Source organism: Azorhizobium caulinodans ORS 571, from assembly GCF_000010525.1.
Classification (GTDB): Bacteria; Pseudomonadota; Alphaproteobacteria; order Rhizobiales; family Xanthobacteraceae; genus Azorhizobium; species Azorhizobium caulinodans.
In genome coordinates, this window is sequence record NC_009937.1 from 161,027 (window position 1) to 178,194 (window position 17,168).

Here is a 17,168-nt window from a genome sequence, read left to right on the forward strand (position 1 = left end):
GACCGTGCGGTATCCGACGGCGCGGCGTCAACCGTCCTTTTGCGGAGACGCCGGGCCGGGCTCCACCACGGGTGGCGGATCGGCAATGCCTTTGCGCCACCACCAGGTGTCGGGTGTGCCGCGGTCATATTTCGGCTTCACCGCAGGGCGGTCGAACACGTCCCAATAGGCGATCCAGAAGGACGCCTTGTTCCATTGCGGCACCCAGTAGCGGCCCGCCCGCAGGACGCGATCGAGCGCCCGGCAGGCGGTCACGAGGTCCGCGCGGGTCTGAGCGGCGATGGCATCGGCGATGAGGGCGTCCACCACCTTGTCCGAAATGCCCGACAGATTGTTGGAGCCGGGCAGGCGTGCGGCCTCCGAGCCGAAGTAGGCGCGCAGTTCGTCGCCTGGATTGAGCGAGACCGAATAGCGGCGCACCACCATGTCGAAATCGAAATCCTTCAGGCGCGCCTGATATTGCGCCGGATCGACGATGCGGAAGCTGGCCTCGATGCCGAGCAGCTTGAGATTGGCGATGAAGCGCGAGGTATGCCGCTCGAAGGCGCCGTCATCGTCCAGGAACTCGATGGTGAGCGCGGTCCCCTTGCCGTCCACCAGCCGGCCCTGCTGGATGGTGTAGCCGGCGTCCTTCAGGAGCGCCGCCGCCCGCCTCAGCAGCGCCCGGTCCTGCCCCGAGCCGTCGCTGACGGGCGGCACATAGGGTTCGCCGAACACCTCGGCCGGGAGCGCATCGCGGAAAGGCGCGAGCAGCTTCTCCTCGGCGGGGGAGGGGAGCCCCTTCGCCATCAGGTCGGAATTCTGGAAGAAGGACCACGTGCGTTCGTACTGGCCGAACATCAGGTTCTTGTTGGTCCACTCGAAATCGAAGGCCAGCGCGATGGCTTCGCGCACGCGCGGATCGAGGAATTTGGCCCGCCGTGTGTTGAAGAACCACCCCTGCGCGCCCGAGGGCGTCTCGTCGGGCAGCACCTCGCGCTTCACCCGGCCGGTCTTGAGGGCGGGGAAGTCATACTGTGTGGCCCAGGCGCGGGAGGTGAATTCCTCGCGGAAGAGATAGGCGCGGGCCTTGAAGGCCTCGAAGCCCACCTCCCGGTCGCGGAAATATTCAAAGCGCAGCACATCGAAATTGTGCCGGCCCCGGTTCACGGGCAGATCGGCCGCCCAATAGTCCGCCACCCGCAGATATTCGATGAAGCGCCCCACCTCGAACCGCCCCACCTTGTAGGGGCCGGAGCCAAGCGGCGGGTCGAGGGTCGTCTCCTCGAACTTGTGCTTGCCGTAATAGGCCTTGGAGAAGATGGGCAGGGTCGCCGCATAGCTCGGGACATCTCGAGGGCGCTGGGCGGTGAAGGAGAGCACCACGGTGCCCTTGTCCTCCGCCTCGGCGCCGGTGAATTCCCGCAGCGCCTGCCGGATCAGCGGATGGCCCTGCGCCTTCAGGGTGTTGAGCGAGAAGGCGACATCCTCGGCGGTGAGCGGCGTGCCGTCGTGGAAGCGCGCCTCGGGGCGCAGCCGGAAGCGATAGGTGCGCCCGTCGTCCGAGATGCTCACCGACGAGGCGACAAGTCCGTAGACCGCATCCGGTTCGTCCGAGGCGCGGACCATCAGGCTGTCGAAGATGAGCGCGATACCCTGTGCGCCGTCGCCCCGCAGGATGTAGCCGTTCAGCGAATTGAAGGTCTGGAACGACTGGTTATAGGCGGCGGTCGGCCCGATCTGCGAGAAGGTGCCGCCCTTTGGCGCGCCCGGAAACACATAGTCGAAATTCTTGAAGTCCTTCGGATATTTCAGTTCGCCGAAGGACGACAGGCCGTGCCGCTCCACCGCCGGGGCGGCGGCGCCGCCCTCGCTGGCCGGTGCCGGCGGCGGGGTCTGCGCCCGCGCCCGTCCGGCGCCGAGGCCGGGCAGGAAAGCCGCCGCCCCGCCGGCGGCGGCGAGGCGCAGGAGGGTGCGACGGTCCGTGCCGGCGCTCAATTGCCGCCTCCGATCTTCGCGGCCTTGGCCGCGTCCCACCACCAGATGTCGGGGAACTCGAAGGAATATTGCGGCAGCGCCGGCGGGTGGGCGAAACGGTCCCAGCGGGCGGTACGGGTGAAGCCGAGCGTCCAGGCCGGGATCACATAGTCGTTCCACAGGAGCACCCGGTCGAGCGCGTGAGTGGCGGCGACCAGTTGCTGGCGGTCGGTGGCATAGATGATCTTCTCGATCAGCGCGTCCACCGCCGGATCCTTGATACCGGCATAATTGCGCGAGCCTTCGCGGTCCGCCGAGTCCGAGCCCCAATAATCGCGCTGCTCATTGCCCGGCGAGAGCGACTGGCCCCAGCCGGAGATGATCATGTCGAAGTCACGCGCCCGCACGCGGTTCACATATTGCGAGCTGTCCACGAGGCGCACGGAGGTCTGGATGCCGAGGCGCTCCAGCGCCGGCTTGTAGAACAGGGCCACGCGCTCGAAGGCCGGGCTGGCGATGAGGATTTCCAGGGTGAAGGCGTCGCCCTTGGCGTTGACGAGCTGCTTGCCCTTCACCTGCCAGCCGGCCTCCTTCAGCAGGTCCGCCGCCTTGCGCAGGTTGGCGCGGCGGTCCTGTTCGGAGGGGTTGTCCGGATTGGTGTAGGGCGTCGTGAACACGCCGGGCGGCACCTTGTCCTTGACGCCGTTCAGGATGTCGAGCTCGGCCCCGGTGGGCAGGCCCGAGGAGGCCAGTTCCGTACCGGAGAAGAAGCTGCCGATGCGCTTGTACTGGTCGAAGAAGAGGGTGTGGTTCATGCCGTCGAAGTCGAGGGCATAGTTCAGCGCGCGGCGCACGCGCGGGTCCTGGAACTTGGCCCGGCGCAGGTTCGGGATGAAGGCCTGCATCACGCCGGAGGCGCGGTTCTCGAACATCTCCAGCACGACCTTGCCCTGCTGCTTGGCCGGGAAATCGTAGGAGGTGGCCCAGTTCTTGGCCGAAGGCTCGATGCGCCAGTCGTACTGGTCGGCCTTGAAGGCTTCGAGCGCGACGGTGTCGTCGCGATAATATTCGTAGCGCAGCTCGTCGAAATTGTTCCGCCCGACGTTCACCGGCAGGTCCTTGCCCCAATAGTCCTTCACCCGCTCGTAGACGATGGTGCGGCCGGGAACGAAGGACTTGATCCTGTAAGGGCCGGAGCCGAGCGGGGCTTCCAGAGTGCCCTGCGTGATGTCGCGGGCCTTGCCGTTGGCGTCGGTGCCGGTCCACCAGTGCTTGGGCAGCACCAGCAGTTCGCCGACGATCTGCGGCAGTTCGCGATTGCCGCCCTGATCGAAGGTGAAGGTCACCTCCCGCTGGCCGGTTTTCTCCACGCTCTTCACGTGCCGATAGTAGAAGGCCTGACCGGGGTTGTTCTTGGTGAGCACCTGGAAGGACCACACCACGTCATCGGGCGTGATCGGCGTTCCATCCTGCCACTTCGCCTCCGCGCGCAGCCGGTAGGTGACAGACGAGAAGTCCGCGGGATAGCTCAGGCCCTCGGCGATGAGGCCATAGGCGGTCGCCACCTCGTCCCGCGACTGGGTGGTGAGCGTGTCGTAGATGTTGCCGATGCCCGCGCCCACGGTGCCGCGTGGCACCACGAAATTGAAGCTGTCGAACGTGCCGTCCTCGGCGAAACGGACGACGCCGCCCTTGGGGGCATCCGGGTTCACATAGTCGAAATGCTTGAAGTCCGGCTTGTACTTGGGCTCGCCCATCAGCGAGGTCGCGAAGCGGAACGGCGCCGGGGCTGCGGCCTGCTGGGCTTGCGCGAACGCCGGCGCGGTGCAGGCGAGGATGGCGGTGGCGAGGGCGATCCGGCGGATCTTCACGAGCATCGACGACTCCGGGCTGCTGGCCGCCGGGCGGCGGCCCGCGAGGACAGACCGCATATCACGCCTGACGCGACGGCAGAAACATGGCGTGATCAGCGGGAAATGATAGCGGAAGATCCGTTGCCGCACGCATTTTCCCCGCACGTGAACAGGAAAAAGGCCGGTCTCCTCGCGGAGCCGGCCTGCTGTGACATTTGCGTGAGGCGGCGGGTCGGTGCCGCAGAGCAGCCCCGCCGGGGTCTCACTTCGCCGGTGCGGCGTCGGCGGCCTTGGGCAGCGGCAGCGGGCTGTGGGAGAGGGTGTTGAGATAGGCGATGAGGTCCGCCCGCTCGCTCTCCTTCGGAATGCCGGCGAACGCCATGGCGGTTCCGGGCACATAGGCCTTCGGGTTGGTCAGGAAGGCGTTGAGATCGTCGAAGGACCAGTCGCCACCCTTGCCCTGGAGGGCCGAGGAATAGGCAAAGCCCGCGACGCTCGCCTTCTTGCGGCCGACCACCCCATAGAGATCAGGGCCGACCTTGGCACCGGCACCTTCCGCGAAATTGTGGCAGGAGGCGCAACGCTTGGCGACGTTGGCTCCCTTCTCCACGGAGGCGGTGGGCAGCAACTGGGCGATCGGCACCTCGGCCGCCGCCTTGGGGGCCGCCTGGCCGGTCGCGCCGCCTTCCGGCACCGCGATCTCGTAGCCGGGCTTGGCCGGAGCCTCGGGCGTGAAAAGGATTTCGGACACGATGCCGAGGCCGAGCGTCAACGTCAGCGTGCCGAGCACCGCGCCTGCGATCTTGTTTAATTCAAAACTATCCATCGACGCTTCGCTCCCCCGGAGCCCTAATTCCTCGCCTGAGATCGGGGCGTGCAAACAGGCTTTGCCGCACGGTTTTACGCGGCGGCAGCTTGGAACTAATCACTTTGAAAGATGCCGTGCAACTCGTATAAGGCGCGCCCCAATGCCGCGTGTGGCGGGTGCGCCGCAGCAAAATTCCTTGAGCTGGAACATGGCCTTCTCCGCCTCAGACGTCCTGGTGCTCATTCCTGCGCGCCTCGCGGCCTCCCGGCTGCCGGGAAAACCGCTCGCTGACGTGGGCGGACGGCCCATGATCGTCGAGGTTGCGCGACGTGCGGTCGCAGCCGGCATCGGTCGCGTGGCGGTGGCCACCGACGCGGTGGAGATCGCGGACGCGGTGCGCGCCGCCGGGTTCGAGGCGGTGATGACCCGCGCCGATCACCCTTCCGGCTCCGACCGCATCTTCGAGGCGCTCGGCGTGCTGGACCCGGACGGTGCCGTTCAGGTGGTGGTGAATGTGCAGGGCGACCTGCCCACCATCGCGCCCGAGACCATCCGCGCGGCGCTCGTGCCGCTGGAGGAGGGGCCGGCGGACATCGCCACCCTGACCGCCGTCATCACGGAAGAGGGCGAGCGCACGGACCCGAACGTGGTCAAGGTGGTGGGTACGCCGATCGGGGAGAATCGCCTGCGCGCGCTCTATTTCACCCGCGCCACGGCGCCCACGGGCGAGGGGCCGCTCTATCACCACATCGGGCTCTATGCCTATCGCCGTGCCGCGCTGGAGCGCTTCGTGTCGCTGCCACCCTCGCCGCTGGAGAAGCGCGAGCGGCTGGAGCAGTTGCGGGCGCTGGAGGCCGGCATGCGCATCGATGTCGCGGTGGTTGACGCGGTGCCGCTGGGGGTCGATACGCCCGAGCATCTCGAGCGGGCGCGCGCCCTGCTCGCAAGCAACGATAACTGAGGAGCAAGGCATGAACCGCCGCATCGTGTTCCAGGGCGAACCGGGGGCCAATTCCCACATCGCCTGCCGGGAGGTGTTTCCGGACTACGAAGCGGTGCCGTGCCCGACCTTCGAGGACGCCTTCATCGCCGTGGACAACGGATCGGCGGAGCTCGCCATGATCCCCATCGAGAATACGGTGGCGGGGCGCGTGGCGGACATCCACCACCTGATGCCGCGCTCCTCGCTCCAGATCACGGCTGAGTTCTTCCTGCCGCTCTCCCACCAGCTCATGGCGGTGAAGGGCGCGAGCCTCTCCACCATCAAGACCGTGCAGAGCCACGTGATGGCGCTCGGCCAGTGCCGCAAGGCCATCCGCACGCTCAATCTCACCGCCGTGGTGGGCGGCGACACCGCCGGCTCCGCCCGCGAGATTGCGGACGCCAAGGACATCACCCGCGCCGCCATCGCCCCCCGCCTCGCGGCGGAGATCTATGGGCTCGACATCCTCGCCGAGAACATCGAGGACGAGGCCCACAACACGACGCGCTTCATCATCCTGAAGCGCGAGGCGGACTGGGCGCCGGCGGGCAACGGTCCGGTGATGACGACCTTCGTGTTCCGCGTGCGCAACGTGCCGGCGGCGCTTTACAAGGCGCTGGGCGGCTTTGCCACCAATGGCGTGAACATGACCAAGCTGGAGAGCTATCAGCTCGACGGCGAGTTCACCGCCACCCAGTTCTATGCGGACGTGGACGGCCATCCGGACGACCGGAACCTGAAGCTGGCGCTGGAGGAACTGGCCTTCTTCTCCCGCGAGATGCGCATTCTGGGCGTCTATCCCGCCCACCCCTTCCGCACCACCCGCTCGCCCAAGCCGGAGGCGTGAGGCGCGCTGCGGCCCTCAGTGGTCAAAGCGGAGCGCAATGCGGGCCCGCCCGCTGCTCTGGCCGAAAGTGACGTGGTCGGAGAGCTTCTGGATCATATAGGCGCAGAAGGCCGCCACCTCCGCGTCATCACCCAGAAGGGCCTCGGGCGAGGGGCGCGCCTTTGGCGGCTCCAGCACCGCGCCGTCATAAAGCAGGAAAACGTCGAGGTGCGTCTCGTCGAAGCGGGCGCGCACCTCCACCTCGCCGGTGGCGATGCTGTTCTCCAGAAGCAGCTCCAGCGCCTGGGCGCCCACCGGAATGGCGGCGGCGATCACGTCGCGCCGCGCACCCCAGAGATCCCCTTGGCGCTCGAGGAAGTCGCGCATGGTCGGGTAGGGATCGGTGCCGAGACCGGCGGTAAAGCCGGACTCCTGCGAGATGCCGATCCGGAAGATGAGGTTGAGCACGATGGCGCAGAAGGCGCCGACGCTCATGGGGGTGGAGACCAGAGGCTGGATCCAGCCCGGAAACTGCCCCTTGATGGGCAGCAGCGCGACGGACAGAGCCGCGAGGATCGACAAGCCGACGAGAAACACCCGCCGCTCGCTGAGACGGCGGGAAAGGATCAGCTCCATGCCCGCCACCAGCAGGTAAGCGGTGGTGTAGATGAGGATGCCACCCACCACGGGCGCGGGAATGAGGGTGAGCGCCACGATGGCCTTCGGGAAGAAGGCGGTGGCGAAGATGAGCGCGCCGGCGACGAAGCCGATGATGCGCGCGGTGGCCCCCGTGGCGAAGGCAAGGCCCACTGCCGAGGATGACAGGCCCGACTGGAAGCCGGAGACGAGGCCGTTCAGCACGTTGCCGATGCCGGATGTGGTGACGGCGCGGCTCGCCGCCCGCATGTCCGCCCGCCGCCATTCCGCATCGTTCATCTTTTCCAGCGAGACGGTGATGCTGAGCACGTCCACGATGTTCAGCATCACGCTCAGTGCCGCCAGCGGCAGCAGGGAAGGGGCGATCTCGAAGGCGGGCAGATGCAGCGAAGGCAGTGCCACGAGCGGCGCCGAGGCGAGCAGCGCCGCGCCGCCCGGCTGCTCGATGCCGAGCCAGGCGGCGAGCGCCCAGCCCGAGGAGGCCCCTATCAGGACGGCGAAGATCTTGATGCGCCGGGGCGTGAAAATGGCGATGCCGACGATGAGCGCCACGGTCACGAGGCTGACGATCAGCGCATTGTCGTCCACCACGCTGCTGCCCCGGTCGAGCCCGAGCGCGCGCCGGAGCGCCGGTTCCGCCAGCGAGATGCCGAGCGTGGTCACCGCGACGCCGCAGACCTCCGGCGGCAGCAGCACCCGAAGCGGGCGAACGATGCGGGCGATGAACAGTTGCGACACGCCCACCAGCAGCGTCATGGCCGCCATGAGCCCGACGCCGCCCAGGGTCAGCGCCTGGATGGCCAGCGGCAAGGCGCCGGGCGAGGGCACATGGACGATGAGATAGCCGCTGCCGACCCGGGAGCGCGCGCACTGGAGCATGGTGGCGATGCCGATGCACAGCGTGCAGGCGGTGAGCACTGCATTGGTCTCGGGCTGCGATAGCCCGACCTGGCTGGCCGCCACCAGCGGATAGATCAGGAAGGTGAGCGCCAGCATGGCGTGCTGGCCCGAGAGGGCGATAAGCGCCCCGGCGGGAACCTTGTCCTCGAGCCCGAACACCAGCGCCGGCGGCCGGCGGCGCGGCCGGTGGGGCGTGCCGTGTTCCAGCATCACGAGGCGGCGGAGACGGTTGAGGAGCCCCTGCGGTCGCTTGGCTGGCGAGGCGCCCGGAACAGGCGTCATGCGACAGGCTCCCTCACTGGCCGGCTCTGATCCGCACCGATCAGGCGGTGGCGCCTTCCACGAAGGCGCGGATGAGATGGTGGGCGATGGCCACGGGCGGCGGGGCGAACAGGCCGTCCGGGTGGGTGCGCGTCAGCATGGCCGCAGCCTCGGCGCGGTCGAACCAGCGGGCGGCCTCCAGTTCCAGCGGATCGATCACGATGTCCGTGGACGTCGCCTCTGCGAGACAGCCGATCATGAGCGACATGGGGAAGGGCCAGGGCTGGGCGGAATGATAGGCGACCTTGCCCGTGGTGATTCCGGCTTCCTCGAAGGTCTCGCGCCGCACCGCCTCCTCGAAGGTCTCGCCCGGCTCCACGAAGCCGGCAAGACACGACCACATGTTGGGGGCAAAGCGCGGCTGGCGGCCGAGCAGGCACTTGTCGCCGGAATAGGTGAGCATGATCGCCACCGGGTCCGTGCGCGGAAAATGCTGGCCGCCGCAGGAGGGGCAGTCGCGCCGCCAGCCCGCCTCCACCACGCGGGTGGGGGCGCCGCAATTGGAGCAGAAGCGGTGACGCTGGTGCCAGGCGCCCAGCGCCTTGGCGCAGGCGATGGGGCCGAGATGGCGGGCTTCGACCAAGCCGCCCACGGCGATGCTGCGCAGATCGGTGACGATGAGGCCGGCGGCCTCCATGCGCTCGCGATTCTCGACAGGGAAGAAGAGGCCGAAGCGGGGGGCGCCGTCCTCAAGGCCGAGGAAGAGCGGCTCGCTGCCGCCCCAGTCCTGCGCCTCGGGAAGGGAAAAGAGGGGGCCGTGGACCTCTCCCTTTCCCGCTTTCAGCGCCACGAGTTCCCCACCCAGGAGATAGGCCTGGGCATCGGAGCGCCGGGCGAGGGCGTCCGCCTCGCCCCGACGCTGGGCCGCACGATCGAGGGGATTGCCCACATAGCCGAGAGCCGGCCACGGGCCGAGAGGGGAAGACGAGGACGCGAGCATGGAGCCTGAGAACTGAGGGCGGGAGGCCTGCGCCGGACCGTGGCACGCCGGCCCGATGGAGGCAAGCGCCTCAGGGCAGGCGGAGACTGGCCTTGAGCCGGCTCACGAACGCGCTCCGGGCATCCTCTCCATAGGGCATTCGCGTGCCGGCCCCGAACACCGGGCCGGGCCAGGCCGCATCGCCCGCCGTGCGGCCGACGATATGCACGTGGAGCTGCGGCACCATGTTGCCGAGCGCGGCCACGTTCAGCTTCTGCGCGCCGCTCACCGACTTGAGCGCGGAGCTGACGGTGGCGATCTCTTCCATGAGCGTCGCCCGGTCCTGCGGGGCGAGGTCGATGATCTCCACCCGCGCGGCCCGGCGAGGGATCATCACCACCCATGGAAAGCGCGCGTCCTCCACGAGGCGCAGGTGGCAGAGCGGCAGGTCGCCGAGCGCGGGGCCATCGGCGGCAAGGCGAGGATCGAGCGTGAACGAATCGGTCATGGCCGCACTTGAGGAAGAATCGAAAGCCGGCGCAAGGCGGGCTTGCCATTCGGCGCGTGGGCGACGATATAGGGGCCGGGAGGTTGGCGGTGGACGAGCCACTCGCCAACCGGGTCAGGTCCGGAAGGAAGCAGCCCCAACGAGCCCGGTCTCGGGTCTCTGTCCAGCCTCCCACCTTCTCCACGCATGGGCATGTCATGTTCCAGTGGATGACGCGGGCCCGCCGGCCCGAACAGAGCGCGGCCATCGTGCTCATCGTCACCTCGGTGACGGCCGCCGTGCGCTTCCCCCATGACACGACGACCGATCTGGCGTTCTGCGCGATCGCCCTTGCGCTCGGGATCGGTGGCGCGTGGGCGCTGCTGCGGTTCGGCCGGTCGCGGGACGGGGCGTGAATATCCGTGCGGCGGATGGGCATGGCCCGCGCCGGAATGATATGAAGGCGCCATGAGCGCCGACACCCCCGAAGATATGCCCGCCTTCGACCTGCCCGCCGCGACGCCCGCTCCGGCGCCGCAGGCCGCGCCCTATCGCGTGCTGGCGCGCAAATACCGGCCGCAGAATTTCGACGACCTGATCGGCCAGGAAGCCATGGTGCGGACGCTCTCCAATGCGTTCGCCTCCGGCCGCATCGCGCAGGCCTATATCCTCACGGGCGTTCGCGGCGTCGGCAAGACGACCACCGCCCGCATCCTCGCCCGCGCCCTCAATTACGAGCCCATGGACGGCAGCCCCGGCGGCCCCTCGCTCGACCTCTCGGTGTTCGGCAAGCACTGCAAGGACATCATCGAGTCGCGCCATGTGGACGTGATGGAGATGGACGCCGCGTCCAACACCTCCATCAACGACATCCGCGAGATCATCGAAGGCTCGCGCTACCGCCCGGTGATGGCCCGCTACAAGGTCTACATCATCGACGAGGTGCACATGCTCTCCACGGCGGCCTTCAACGGGCTGCTGAAGACGCTGGAAGAGCCGCCCGAGCATGTGAAGTTCATCTTCGCCACCACGGAAATCCGCAAGGTGCCCGTCACCGTGCTCTCCCGCTGCCAGCGCTTCGACCTGCGGCGCGTGGAGGCGGGCGTGCTGGCCGCGCATCTGTCGCGCATCTGCGCGAAGGAGAACGTCTCGGTGGATGCCGAGGCGCTCTCCATCGTCGCCCGCGCGGCGGAAGGCTCGGTGCGCGATTCGCTCTCGCTGCTCGATCAGGCCATCGCCCATGGCGGCGGCGCGGTGACGGGCGAGGAGGTCCGCCGCCTGCTGGGCCTTGCGGACAAGGCGCGCGTCATCGACCTGTTCGACGCGCTGATGAAGGGCGACATGCCCCGTGCGCTGGCCGAATTCCGCGATCAGTATGATTCGGGCGCCGATCCAGCCGTGATCCTCACGGACCTCGCCGAATTCACCCATCTCGTCACCCGCCTCAAGATCGTGCCGGATAGCGCCTCCGACGCCTCGCTGGTGGAGGCCGAACGCATCCGCGGCGTGGAGATGGCGGAGGCCCTGTCCATGCGCGTGCTCTCGCGCACCTGGCAGATGCTGACCAAGGGCATCGCCGAGGTGCAGCAGGCGGCCAAGCCCGCGCAGGCCGCCGAAATGGTGCTGGTGCGCCTCGCCTATGCCGCCGATCTGCCGACGCCCGACGAGGCGTTACGCAAGCTGAAGGACATGCCGGCGCCGGAGGCCTCCGCGCCCCCGTCTCCGCCTTCGGGTGGCGGCGGTGGAATGGGCGGCGGGGCGATGACCGCCATGGCCGCCGGCGGTGGCGCCCGCCTCTCGGTGGCGGCCCGCTCGGAGCCCGCGCCCCAGCGGGTGGCGGCGGAGCCCGTCGCCGTGGCCGGCCCGCAGCTTTCCAGCCTCGCGGATGTGGTGGCGCTCGCCACCCAGAAGCGCGACCTCATGCTCAAGCATGCGGTGGAGAGCCACGCCCGCCTCGTGCATTTCGAGGAAGGGCGCATCGAGATTTCCATGGCGCCGGGCGGCGATCCGAACCTCGTTCAGGATCTCTCCCGCAAGCTTGCCGAATGGACCGGCCGCCGGTGGCTGGTGTCGCTATCCTCCAAACAGGGCGAGGCGACGATCGCGGAAATCGCCCGTGCCGCCCGCGAGGAGCGGGAGGACGGCATCCGGGCCGAGCCGCTGGTGGCGGCCGTGCTCTCCCAATTCCCCGGTGCGCAGATCGTGGACGTGCGCATCAAGGAAGAGGTGCCGGAAGCCACCCTGGCACCGGTGGAGGAAGTCGACTCGGGCCCCGATGCCGACGAGGACGGGCTTTCACCCTTCGACTGACGGCGGAGGACGCCGCCGTCTCTTGTAAATCCGGCTCCGGTGGGGTGCCAGATTGGTGCGTGAAGAGATCTTTGCTTCCCCGACGCTCCGCGTCGTGCGGGGCGCCGGGGACCGTTCCGGCCCGGTCGTGGTCACCTTTGAACCCTATGCGGATTTCCCGTCGCTGGACCGCGCGGGATTTGGTGCGGCCTTCTTCGCGCAGCAGGGCATCGAGGCCTTCCATGTCATCCCGGCGCGCAACGACTGGTATCAAGATGCGGACATGCCGGCGGCGCTCGCCGCCATACGGGCGGCGGTGGGCGAGGGACGTCGTCTCGCCACCTATGGCAGCAGCATGGGCGGCTATGCCGCCTATCGTTTCTCGGGTCGCCTCCGGGCGGACGTGGTGCTGGCCTGTTCGCCGCAATATTCCGTCGATCCCGCAAGGGTGCCATGGGAGAAGCGCTGGAAGCGGGCCGCCGAAGGCTTGCGCTTTCCGTTCGATGCCGAACCGGTGCGGCGGGAGGCGAGGGCTTATCTATTCTATGATCCCCGCACCGCCGACCGTCGCCATGCCCGTCTGATCGGGCGGGAGATGCCGGTGTGCCATGTCCGTCTGCCCCATGCGGGCCATCCCTGCCTGCCGCTGCTGCGGGAGATGGGGCTGCTGGGGCCCACGGTGGAGGCGGTGGTCCGGGGGACGTTCGATCCGCAGGCTCTGGAGGCGGAGGTGCGCCAACGCAGCGATCGGTCGCCGCGCTATCTCATGCACAAGGCGCTGGCCCTGCCGCGGGTCTTGCGTGGGCGCCGTGTGCGCCTGCTGGACAGGGCGCTGGCGCTGGCCCCCGACGATCCGTGGGTTTCGCTCACCTATGGCTGGGTGCTGGCCTCCCATCGGGACTGGGACAAGGCGGATGCCCGCTTCCGCAAGGCGCTTGCGCTGTCGCCGGACGATCCGAGCCTGCTCTATGTGTACCGGCGCTTTCTGGAACGCGCAGGCCGCCACGCCGAGGCGCTGGCCGTGCAGGAAGCGATCGTGCGCCGCTTTCCCGAGGCCATCGTCCATGTGGCGGAACTCGATCGGGTCCGGGCGCAACAGGCCCGCAAGGGGCTGCTCAAGCGGCTCATCGCCGCGCTGCCCGGCCGGGGCTCGCACACAGCCCGGCCTTGAATGCGCCCCGCCGCCGACCTATGGCCTTTGTCCTGAACATGCCGGTGCGCTCCGCGCGGCCGGCCACACCGTGACCGGAACCGGGAGACCCTGACGATGCGCGACCTCATGGGCATGATGAAGCAGGCCAAGGAACTTCAGGGCCGGATGCAGCAGGTGCAGGAGGAACTGGAGAATACCGAGGTGGACGGCGCCTCCGGCGGTGGTCTCGTCACCGTGCGGGTGAGCGCCAAGGGCGCCACCAAGTCCGTGCGCATCGACCCGAGCCTCATGAAGCCGGAAGAGGTGGAGATCCTCGAAGACCTCATCGTCGCCGCGCTGGCGGACGCCCGCGCCAAGGCCGAGAAGGTGATGGCCGAGAAGATGCAGGAACTGACCGGCGGCCTGCCCCTGCCTCCCGGCCTCAAGCTGTTCTGATCGCTTTCAGCGCCGGAGCGCGGCGGGGTTGAAGAACAGCCCCGCCTTCAGGCTTTCGGCGATGCGCTCCGCCTTCTCCACGAAGAGGGCGGCAAGCTCTGGCGTGAACATCTCGCCCGTGGTCTGCCGCCACAGCGCCAGCCAGTCGCCGAACAGGTCCGGCGTCAGCGGCAGGGCGCGGTGCATGGCGAGCGGATTGCCCTTGTACTGGCGGCTCGCCAGCATGATGGAGCCCCAGAAGGCGTTGAGCGTCGCCATGTGCTCGGGCCAGTCGTCCACCGCCGCGTTGAAGACCGGGCCGAGCCGCTCGTGCGCTCGCGCCTTCGCATAGAAGCGGTCCAGCAGGTCTGCGATGGTCTGCGGCGTGACGTGATCGTGCATCAGGAGGCCACTTGGGCGGGGGGAGCCTCGCCGCGGCCCTGGATCAGCGCGGCGATGAGATCGCCCTGGCTGACCACGCCGGCGAGCTGGCCCTTGGCGTCCACCACCGGAATGTGGTGCATCCCGCTCTGCGACATGAGCGGCACGAGGGCGGCGACGCGCATCTCGGCGGTGACGGCGGTGACCGGCGTGCTCATGATCTCCTCCACCGTTCCATCCGGCGCCCGCCCGGCGCGGAGTGCCGCGCTGACGCGCCTGCCGAAGCCGAGGCGCGGGCCTTTATGGTCCCAGTCCACCTTGTCCAGCAAGTCGGTCTGGGTGAGGACGCCGATCACCTCCGCCTTGTCGCTGGTCACCGGCAGCACCTTGGTCCGGCCGGACCGCAACAGTTCCATGGCCTCCAGAATGGGGGTGGCGGGAGAGACCGCGAGTACGTGCCGCGTCATGATGTCTCCGCAGGTGAGCCCGTCCGAGCGCCGATCGAACGCGCGGAGCTGGGCGCGGTGCAGGATGTCCTCGAGGTCGGACGGGTCCACGTCGATCAGTTCGTCCGCCTCCCGCAGGGCGGCGATGATGTCCTGATGGGCGAAGGTGGCCGCGCGGGCTTCCTGCGCCGCCGGGGCCGGCGTCTTGAGCGGGGCGAGGTGCGGATAGCGCCGGCGCGTGAGGTTGTTGTAGGCGATGGCGACCGAGAGGATGACCAGCGAATTCACCATCACCGGCCACAGGACGAACGCATAGCCGAGCTTGGTCACCGCCGGGCCGCCCACCACGGCGGTGAGCGCCACCGCCCCGCTGGGCGGATGCACGCAGCGCAGCGCCAGCATGAGCGCAATGGCCCCGCCCACGCCGACGCCTCCGGCGAGGAAGGGATCGGGGATCCACATGGTGGCGGTGACGCCGACGGTGGAGGCCACCAGATTCCCGCCGAGGATCGACCAGGGCTGCGCGAGCGGGCTCGACGGCACGGCGAACAGCAGCACGGCGGACGCGCCCATGGGGGCGATGAGCAGCGGCACGGCGGAGCCCGAGCCGAGCGCGAGACGGGTGATGAAGCCGGTCAGGAAGATGCCGAGCAGCGCCCCGCAGGCGGCGCGGACCTGCTCGGACGGGCTCACCGGCCCGATGGGCGGAATGAGCCGCTTCAGGGTTTCGAGCATGGGGCGCCTCCCGTTCGGCTTGTTTGTTGCCCAATGAATTAGCAGGAAGCCTGATCCGTGGGCAATATTGGCATACGTAATGCCAATGCCTGGGTGCGGCTGGCTGGTCCCGGATTGGCGCTCCGGCGGGTGGCGCGCTACATGACGGGAAGCCGATTTGTGAAAGTGTGCCGCTGATGTCCCGTGCCGTGGCCGGTCCCGAGATCGAACGCCTCATCCAGCTTCTGGGCCGCCTGCCGGGCCTTGGCCCGCGCTCGGCCCGCCGGGCGACGCTGCATCTCATCAAGAAGCGCGAAACGCTGATGGCCCCCCTCGGCCTCGCCTTGCAGGATGTGCTCGGCAAGATCGTCGAGTGTCAGGTGTGCGGGAACGTGGACGTGCGCGATCCCTGCACGGTGTGCACGGACATCCATCGCGATTCGAGCGTGCTCGTGGTGGTGGCGGAGGTGGCCGACCTCTGGGCGTTGGAGCGGGCCAACGCCATCAACGCCAAGTATCATGTGCTCGGCGGCGTGCTCTCTCCGCTCGACGGCGTGGGCCCGGACGACCTCAATCTGACAAAGCTCGTTGAGCGCGTGGGGGCGGGTGGCGTCAACGAGGTGATCCTCGCGCTCGGCGCCACCGTCGATGCCCAGACCACCGCCCATTATGTCACCGACCTGCTGCGCGAGACCGGCGTGAAGGTGACCCGCCTCGCCCATGGCGTGCCGGTGGGCGGCGAGCTGGACCATCTGGACGAAGGCACGCTCTCCGCTGCCATCCGCGCCCGCACGGCGCTCTGAGCGCCCGGCGAGCACGGCCGGAACGGCCTTTTCCCCCTCCCCAGCCCTCCCCCGCAAGCGGGAGAGGGGGCCTGTTGCGCCAACCGCAGCGACAGGCCAAACCCTGGCGGGGAAAGCCCTCTCCCGCTTGCGGGGGAGGGTTGGGAGGGGGCAGGCACGCAAATGGGCGCGAAGCCGACATTCCCGGACGGGCGCCCTAACCCTCAAAACAGAACCGGCCGGGTTTCCCCGGCCGGCTGGTCTCGCGATGACGGATCGGGCTCAGCGGGTGGCGAGTTCGCCCACCACGGTGAAACGGCGCACGGCGCTGTTGTTCTCGATGCGGCCCAGCAGCTTCAGCGCGACGAAGGTGAAGATGGGTTCGCACAGCACCAGCGGCAGGTAGGAGGCGGCGAAGATCGCCCAGTCGTAGACCGGCGTGGCTTCGTTGCCCATCAGCAGCCAGAAGCCGACCATGCTGACGACGCCGGAATAATAGGCCGCGTCGAACTTCAGGATCTGCGCCCAGGAGACGGGCAGCTTGCTCTCGTCGCGGGCGAAGAAGCGCTTGCCGAAGGTCTCGTGCACGGCGATCAGCGGCACCATGAGCGAGAGGCTGTTGACGCCCAGGTGGACGAGGTCCTGCGGCTCGAACAGCGCGCCCTGCAGCAGCAGGCCGAGGGCGAAGCCGAACAGCGTCGGCACGAAGCCGAAGATGAAATAGACCGCTGAAGCTCCGACGAAATGCAGTTCCGACGCGCCCACCGGCAGGTGGAAAATCTCCATGAAGACGGAGAAGAAAGCGGCGGCGAGCACCGTTTTCACGAGGATCACGGGGTTGCGCACCAGCTTGGGCGCATAGGTGGCAAGGGTCGCGATGGCGGCGGCGTTGGCGGCGACGACCTTGGCGGCCGACAGGATGCCGGGTTCGATATGCATGGGAAAATTCCGGATGAAAGAGAACGGGTCAGGGGGCGCGTCTTTGGCGCGGCACGCACGCGCGGCGGCTCAGGCGCTGTCGGTCGTCATGTCCACCCCCATCCGTCCCGCCGACGGCTTCGAGTTCAGTTGCGAGAAGGCAGGTCTCCTGGCTCGCGTCCTGTCCGCGATCGCCTTCCGGGGCGTGCCCGTGGCATGAGGATCGCGTCTTCGGCCGCTTACAGTTGCGGGGGCAGCTCCGGCCTGGGCCTTGTGGCCGCACCGGATTCCCTTTTCACGGCCCCAAAGGGCCGCACCTTCCCGATGACACCTTAGCCAAGCCGATGCCGCGCCGCCACCTT

16 protein-coding genes, 1 other RNA gene and 1 riboswitch are annotated in these 17,168 nt (G+C 68.4%); of the genes, 8 read left to right on the forward strand and 9 right to left on the reverse strand.

The window, feature by feature from the left end; genetic code table 11:
* Positions 1 to 27: 27 nt before the first annotated feature.
* The 3 genes from AZC_RS00665 to AZC_RS00675 all read right to left on the reverse strand — a co-directional run bounded on the left by AZC_RS00665 (position 28) and on the right by AZC_RS00675 (position 4,635).
* On the reverse strand, positions 28 to 1,977 hold the full coding sequence (locus AZC_RS00665) for an extracellular solute-binding protein (protein ID WP_012168665.1): 1,950 nt from the start codon (positions 1,975 to 1,977) through the stop codon (positions 28 to 30).
* On the reverse strand, positions 1,974 to 3,833 hold the full coding sequence (locus AZC_RS00670; protein WP_043878715.1) for an extracellular solute-binding protein: 1,860 nt from the start codon (positions 3,831 to 3,833) through the stop codon (positions 1,974 to 1,976). Before AZC_RS00670 ends, AZC_RS00665 begins: the two co-directional genes overlap by 4 nt.
* Before the next feature lie 238 nt (positions 3,834 to 4,071).
* Positions 4,072 to 4,635 (reverse strand): c-type cytochrome, encoded by a 564-nt coding sequence (locus AZC_RS00675; RefSeq protein WP_012168667.1) that lies wholly within the window; start codon positions 4,633 to 4,635, stop codon positions 4,072 to 4,074.
* 190 nt (positions 4,636 to 4,825) lie between these two features.
* Here AZC_RS00675 and AZC_RS00680 point away from each other — a divergent pair, with 190 nt between their 5' ends.
* A complete protein-coding gene (locus AZC_RS00680) occupies positions 4,826 to 5,578 on the forward strand; it encodes a 3-deoxy-manno-octulosonate cytidylyltransferase (RefSeq protein WP_043879874.1) in 753 nt (250 codons plus the stop codon).
* Positions 5,579 to 5,588: 10 nt separating this feature from the next.
* Entirely contained in the window at positions 5,589 to 6,446 is an 858-nt protein-coding gene (locus tag AZC_RS00685) for a prephenate dehydratase (protein ID WP_012168669.1), read from the forward strand.
* Between the two features lie 15 nt (positions 6,447 to 6,461).
* Here the strand turns inward: AZC_RS00685 and AZC_RS00690 are convergent, their stop codons facing one another.
* From AZC_RS00690 to AZC_RS00700, 3 genes are all read right to left on the reverse strand, one after another.
* A complete protein-coding gene (locus tag AZC_RS00690; RefSeq protein ID WP_012168670.1) occupies positions 6,462 to 8,264 on the reverse strand; it encodes a uracil-xanthine permease family protein in 1,803 nt (600 codons plus the stop codon).
* 40 nt (positions 8,265 to 8,304) lie between these two features.
* The gene (gene nudC, locus AZC_RS00695; RefSeq protein WP_012168671.1) at positions 8,305 to 9,243 is read right to left on the reverse strand and encodes an NAD(+) diphosphatase; all 939 of its coding nucleotides are present in this window, start codon (positions 9,241 to 9,243) and stop codon (positions 8,305 to 8,307) included.
* 70 nt (positions 9,244 to 9,313) lie between these two features.
* Positions 9,314 to 9,730, reverse strand: coding sequence for an HIT family protein (locus AZC_RS00700; RefSeq protein ID WP_043878716.1), 417 nt, complete (start codon positions 9,728 to 9,730; stop codon positions 9,314 to 9,316).
* A gap of 77 nt (positions 9,731 to 9,807) precedes the next feature.
* Here AZC_RS00700 and ffs point away from each other — a divergent pair.
* The 5 genes from ffs (at position 9,808) to AZC_RS00720 (ending at position 13,586) form a co-directional block, all read left to right on the forward strand.
* Positions 9,808 to 9,906, forward strand: an RNA gene (gene ffs, locus AZC_RS24620) — signal recognition particle sRNA small type.
* Positions 9,907 to 9,927: 21 nt separating this feature from the next.
* On the forward strand, positions 9,928 to 10,125 hold the full coding sequence (locus AZC_RS25325; RefSeq protein WP_043878717.1) for a hypothetical protein: 198 nt from the start codon (positions 9,928 to 9,930) through the stop codon (positions 10,123 to 10,125).
* Positions 10,126 to 10,177: 52 nt separating this feature from the next.
* On the forward strand, positions 10,178 to 12,019 hold the full coding sequence (locus tag AZC_RS00710) for a DNA polymerase III subunit gamma/tau (RefSeq protein WP_012168673.1): 1,842 nt from the start codon (positions 10,178 to 10,180) through the stop codon (positions 12,017 to 12,019).
* Between the two features lie 55 nt (positions 12,020 to 12,074).
* Positions 12,075 to 13,169 (forward strand): tetratricopeptide repeat protein, encoded by a 1,095-nt coding sequence (locus AZC_RS24190; protein ID WP_052285819.1) that lies wholly within the window; start codon positions 12,075 to 12,077, stop codon positions 13,167 to 13,169.
* Positions 13,170 to 13,265: 96 nt separating this feature from the next.
* On the forward strand, positions 13,266 to 13,586 hold the full coding sequence (locus tag AZC_RS00720; RefSeq protein ID WP_012168675.1) for a YbaB/EbfC family nucleoid-associated protein: 321 nt from the start codon (positions 13,266 to 13,268) through the stop codon (positions 13,584 to 13,586).
* A 6-nt stretch (positions 13,587 to 13,592) separates the two neighbouring features.
* On the opposite strand, the gene AZC_RS00725 is transcribed toward AZC_RS00720, so the two are convergent.
* Positions 13,593 to 13,967, reverse strand: coding sequence for a group III truncated hemoglobin (locus tag AZC_RS00725; protein ID WP_012168676.1), 375 nt, complete (start codon positions 13,965 to 13,967; stop codon positions 13,593 to 13,595).
* Positions 13,967 to 15,127 carry an HPP family protein gene (locus tag AZC_RS00730; RefSeq protein WP_012168677.1) on the reverse strand — a complete coding sequence of 387 codons (1,161 nt, stop codon included), beginning with the start codon at positions 15,125 to 15,127 and terminating at the stop codon, positions 13,967 to 13,969. Before AZC_RS00730 ends, AZC_RS00725 begins: the two co-directional genes overlap by 1 nt.
* Positions 15,128 to 15,303: 176 nt before the next feature.
* Here AZC_RS00730 and recR point away from each other — a divergent pair, with 176 nt between their 5' ends.
* Entirely contained in the window at positions 15,304 to 15,909 is a 606-nt protein-coding gene (recR, locus tag AZC_RS00735; RefSeq protein WP_012168678.1) for a recombination mediator RecR, read from the forward strand.
* Between the two features lie 261 nt (positions 15,910 to 16,170).
* Here the strand turns inward: recR and AZC_RS00740 are convergent, their stop codons facing one another.
* Positions 16,171 to 16,827, reverse strand: a complete 657-nt coding sequence (locus AZC_RS00740; protein ID WP_012168679.1) for an energy-coupling factor ABC transporter permease — start codon at positions 16,825 to 16,827, stop codon at positions 16,171 to 16,173.
* 120 nt (positions 16,828 to 16,947) lie between these two features.
* Positions 16,948 to 17,142: riboswitch (cobalamin riboswitch) on the reverse strand.
* Positions 17,143 to 17,168 lie beyond the last annotated feature (26 nt).

Excerpts from the sequence above, each read along its gene's own strand:
- AZC_RS00725 (WP_012168676.1), bottom strand. The coding sequence starts at position 13,967 with ATGCACGATCACGTCACGCCGCAGACCATCGCAGACCTGCTGGACCGC.
- AZC_RS00680 (WP_043879874.1), top strand. The coding sequence starts at position 4,826 with ATGGCCTTCTCCGCCTCAGACGTCCTGGTGCTCATTCCTGCGCGCCTC.
- AZC_RS00720 (WP_012168675.1), top strand. The coding sequence starts at position 13,266 with ATGCGCGACCTCATGGGCATGATGAAGCAGGCCAAGGAACTTCAGGGC.
- AZC_RS00740 (WP_012168679.1), bottom strand. The coding sequence starts at position 16,827 with ATGCATATCGAACCCGGCATCCTGTCGGCCGCCAAGGTCGTCGCCGCC.
- AZC_RS25325 (WP_043878717.1), top strand. The coding sequence starts at position 9,928 with ATGTTCCAGTGGATGACGCGGGCCCGCCGGCCCGAACAGAGCGCGGCC.
- nudC (WP_012168671.1), bottom strand. The coding sequence starts at position 9,243 with ATGCTCGCGTCCTCGTCTTCCCCTCTCGGCCCGTGGCCGGCTCTCGGC.
- AZC_RS00685 (WP_012168669.1), top strand. The coding sequence starts at position 5,589 with ATGAACCGCCGCATCGTGTTCCAGGGCGAACCGGGGGCCAATTCCCAC.
- AZC_RS00670 (WP_043878715.1), bottom strand. The coding sequence starts at position 3,833 with ATGCTCGTGAAGATCCGCCGGATCGCCCTCGCCACCGCCATCCTCGCC.
- AZC_RS00675 (WP_012168667.1), bottom strand. The coding sequence starts at position 4,635 with ATGGATAGTTTTGAATTAAACAAGATCGCAGGCGCGGTGCTCGGCACG.
- AZC_RS00730 (WP_012168677.1), bottom strand. The coding sequence starts at position 15,127 with ATGCTCGAAACCCTGAAGCGGCTCATTCCGCCCATCGGGCCGGTGAGC.
- AZC_RS00710 (WP_012168673.1), top strand. The coding sequence starts at position 10,178 with ATGAGCGCCGACACCCCCGAAGATATGCCCGCCTTCGACCTGCCCGCC.
- AZC_RS00700 (WP_043878716.1), bottom strand. The coding sequence starts at position 9,730 with ATGACCGATTCGTTCACGCTCGATCCTCGCCTTGCCGCCGATGGCCCC.
- recR (WP_012168678.1), top strand. The coding sequence starts at position 15,304 with ATGTCCCGTGCCGTGGCCGGTCCCGAGATCGAACGCCTCATCCAGCTT.
- AZC_RS00690 (WP_012168670.1), bottom strand. The coding sequence starts at position 8,264 with ATGACGCCTGTTCCGGGCGCCTCGCCAGCCAAGCGACCGCAGGGGCTC.